The sequence below is a fragment of the Marisediminitalea alba genome (assembly GCF_002993365.1).
Classification (GTDB): Bacteria; Pseudomonadota; Gammaproteobacteria; order Enterobacterales; family Alteromonadaceae; genus Alteromonas; species Alteromonas alba.
This window is the reverse complement of the sequence record NZ_PVNP01000084.1, coordinates 1-3537: the sequence shown is the minus strand read 5'-3', so window position 1 is coordinate 3537 and position 3537 is coordinate 1. Positions and strand designations below refer to the sequence as shown.

The following is a 3537-nucleotide window of genomic DNA, read 5'->3' as shown; positions in this document are numbered from 1 at the left end:
GAAAACCGCTGGATGTGGCAGGTATGCACAGCAGAATTATCATGCTTTATGACGCACTTCTCACGTGGCGCCTGGGCGGCAAAGAAACTACTCGGCGATAATCCGGAAAACATTGTTGTTACTGACCAGTATGCCGGTTATCACTACATCGATTCAGACCACCGTCAATTGTGCTGGGCGCATATCTTAAGAAACATGAATGCGCTGGCGGAAAGCTGGGGTACGAATAAAACCTATGGAACAACGTTAGTCAGGCTCATTCGCATACTGTTCCGGCTGCAACACCGGTATGAGAGTAACGCACTAAGTGAAAAGCGATACCTGGACCGGATGGAAAAACTACGCATCGCCTGGCGAGAGCAACTTGAACTGGCATCAAGACGCTGTGTGACTCCCCGCTATCAGAACCGGTGTAAGCTACTGCTAAAACACGATGACATGTGCTGGGTATTCCTCAGTCACGATGGCGTCCCTCTCACTAACAATGAAGCCGAGCGTTCATTGCGAAGCTATGTGCTGTGGCGAAAAGGCAGCTATGGTGTGTGGTCTCACCGAGGGGAACTGTTCAGACAACGTATACTCACCATCGTCGAAACCTGCCGGAAACAAAAGCTGAATCCACTGAATTGGCTCCGCGCCATTCTCGAAGCGACGCTGAACAAAACGCCCTATCCTCTGCTCGACGACTTCAAAGCTGCCTGTCAATAGGGCCTTGGTGAACGGTTACCGAACTTGCCCCGTGAGCAATACGCGGCAAAAGCAGTCGTACAACTATACAGCTTACGCTGGCAGATAGAGTTACTGTTCAAGGAATGGAAATCCTACTGTAATTTACGTAAGTGCAATACTCGGAACGCGGGCTTGATGGAGGGCCTGATATGGGTCATCTCTCATCAACGTCTGACCAAGAGTGTGCACTTTTTATATGACTTGGGGAGTCATTTAGGGTGTATTTTTTATCTTATTCGGATATCATTATAAGGCCGTATGGAAAAGGCCATTACAGCTCGGATTCAAGCACAAAAGAGTTGTAATTGAGAGTAGTACGTAGCAGGGAGGTGTCGTTTTATGCCAGAAAATCTTTTCCGCAAAGAAGTGCTGAAATTCCAAAAACATCGTTTACATGGCGATGTTCTCGTATCCCCGCCCTTGTCACATACTTTTATAACATATTTATTTTTGATTTGGACATCTGCACTAATTCTCTGGCTTTTAAGCAGTAATTTTGCGAAGAAAGAAGCCGTCCTTGGTTGGTTGGAGCCGAATGCAGGTATAGTTAGAGTCTATCCTGAAGCTTCATTGGGTCGCGTAGAAAAAATAATGGTCAAAGAAGGAGAATCCATAAAAAAAGGGCAAACACTGTTTATTATTAATGGAGATAAAGTGTTAGAAAATGGGGTTAACTTAGAAGAGCAGCTAAAACAGGAATATAATAGGCAATTAACTATTTACCAAATGCAACTAAATAGGGTTTTGCAAGTCTACGAACTGAAAAATGCTGATATAAACCAACAGATACAAGCATCTCAAAAGAATTTAGAGCAATTAGATTCTCAAGTTTCCACATTGACTGATTTACTCTCATTGGTTAGTAATAAAGTAGACAATTATGAATCTATGGCAAAATTGGGATATGTATCTAAATTAGATAAGAATTCCGTAACGGAACAAAAGCTATCAATTAAAAATGAACTAAGTTCATTAAATAGGGAGAAGGTCAATCAAATTAACAAAATCTCTCAACTCAAAACATCTTTGGCGATTCTACCAAATGAATATGAAAATCAAATTGATGATTTAAAAAGAAATATAAGTGACATTAGACAAAACCTCACTCAACTTGATAGCCAGAGATCATATACAATAAAAGCACCAAAAGATGGAGTAATATCTAGTCTGCAAGTCAGGGAGGGTCAACAGACATTAATAAACCAATCACTCTTAACAATTGTTCCTGCAAATAGTAAATTAGAAATAAAATTACTTATACCGGTACGTGCGGCTGGGTTTGTTGAAGCTGACCAAAATATAGAAATTCGTTACGATGCTTTTCCCTATCAAAAATTTGGCGTTTATTCTGGCACAATTAAAAGTATATCGAGTTCACTCTTGCTTCCCGATGAAGTAAACAAGAGTCCAGTCCCAATACAAGAACCTGTATATCTAGTAAGGGCTGAACTGAATAGTAGAAAAATAGAAGCTTACGGCCAAGAATTGTCATTGAAAATAGGAATGACATTATCCGCAGATATAAAATTGAAGGACAGAAGCCTTCTTGAATGGTTACTTGAACCACTATATACATTACACGGGAAGTTGTAGTTGTGAATCAGATTACCCTCCAAAGACCAGAGAATAGGCTCAAGTTTTCGTACGGAAATCACCTCCCTGTTATGTTGCAAACGGAAGCTTCCGAATGTGGACTTGCTTGTTTGGCGATGATCGCTAATTTCTATGGTTTTAATGTCGATCTTACAACTATACGTGCCAAGTATCCCATATCTTCTCGTGGTATTAATCTGAGCCAGATGATGGAGATCGCAACTAAATTACATCTTACATCTCGGGCTGTCAAAATAGACTTAGAACAATTAGATGAACTCAATGTCCCTTGTATATTGCATTGGGAAATGAAACATTTCGTTGTTTTGAAAAAAGTATCCAAAAATAAAGTCTTAATACATGACCCCGCTGTAGGGGAGCGAGCAATATCCCAAAATGAAGTGAATTTATATTTCACCGGCGTCGCCCTTATACTTAACCCAAACCCAGAGTTTAAAAAGAATAAAGAGAGAAATGACCTGAAAATCAGTCATTTCTGGTCAAAAATTGTTGGTTTAAAAAGAAGTCTTTCCATAATACTTTTGCTTTCAATTTTGATACAGGTTTTCGCACTTATAAGTTGAATTAGTTCCGACCAGATCTGACACATCGACTTGAAATGATGAGAGTTACCCGGTTTGATAAAGGTGTCGAATCTTTATTAAACAAACCAAAGGTAACTCTCATGTTGCATACTAACAATCCAATCATTAAACACAAAGCAGGTTTACTCAATCTAGCCGAGGAACTCGGTAATGTATCTAAAGCCTGCAAAATCATGGGTGTATCACGAGATACGTTTTACCGGTATCAGGAACTGGTTAAAGAAGGTGGTGTTGATTCGCTAATTAGTCAGTCCAGACGCACTCCTAACCTTAAGAATCGCGTGGATGAACAAACGGAACAATCCGTTATTAAATACGCAGTAGAGTTTCCTGCACACGGCCAAGCCAGAACCAGCAATGAACTTCGTAAGCAAGGTGTATTCGTGTCTGGTAGTGGTGTTCGATCCATCTGGCTCCGGCATAACCTGGAGAACTTCAAAAAGCGTTTAGCTGCCTTGGAAGACAAGGTTGAAAAGGAAGGCATCATTCTTAGCGAAGACCAAGTTGCTGCGCTGGAAAAGAAAAAACAGGACGATGAAGCCTGCGGTGAAATTGAAACGCATCACCCTGGCTATTTAGGCTCTCAGGACACGTTCTATGTAGGTAACTT

General features: G+C 40.8%; 3 protein-coding genes and 2 pseudogenes. All 5 read left to right on the top strand.

The window, feature by feature from the left end:
• A pseudogene (locus C6Y40_RS09510) lies at positions 1-708 on the top strand (IS66-like element ISAma4 family transposase); the annotation flags it as partial.
• 21 nt (positions 709-729) lie between these two features.
• Positions 730-882 (top strand): annotated as a pseudogene (locus tag C6Y40_RS09505) (transposase); the annotation flags it as partial.
• 186 nt (positions 883-1068) lie between these two features.
• Positions 1069-2322 (top strand): HlyD family secretion protein, encoded by a 1254-nt coding sequence (locus C6Y40_RS09500; protein WP_105934400.1) that lies wholly within the window; start codon positions 1069-1071, stop codon positions 2320-2322.
• A gap of 2 nt (positions 2323-2324) precedes the next feature.
• Positions 2325-2906, top strand: coding sequence for a cysteine peptidase family C39 domain-containing protein (locus C6Y40_RS09495; protein ID WP_240621896.1), 582 nt, complete (start codon positions 2325-2327; stop codon positions 2904-2906).
• A 101-nt stretch (positions 2907-3007) separates the two neighbouring features.
• Positions 3008-3537 (top strand): helix-turn-helix domain-containing protein (locus C6Y40_RS09490; protein ID WP_146129474.1); only part of this gene is annotated, 530 nt, incomplete at its 3' end.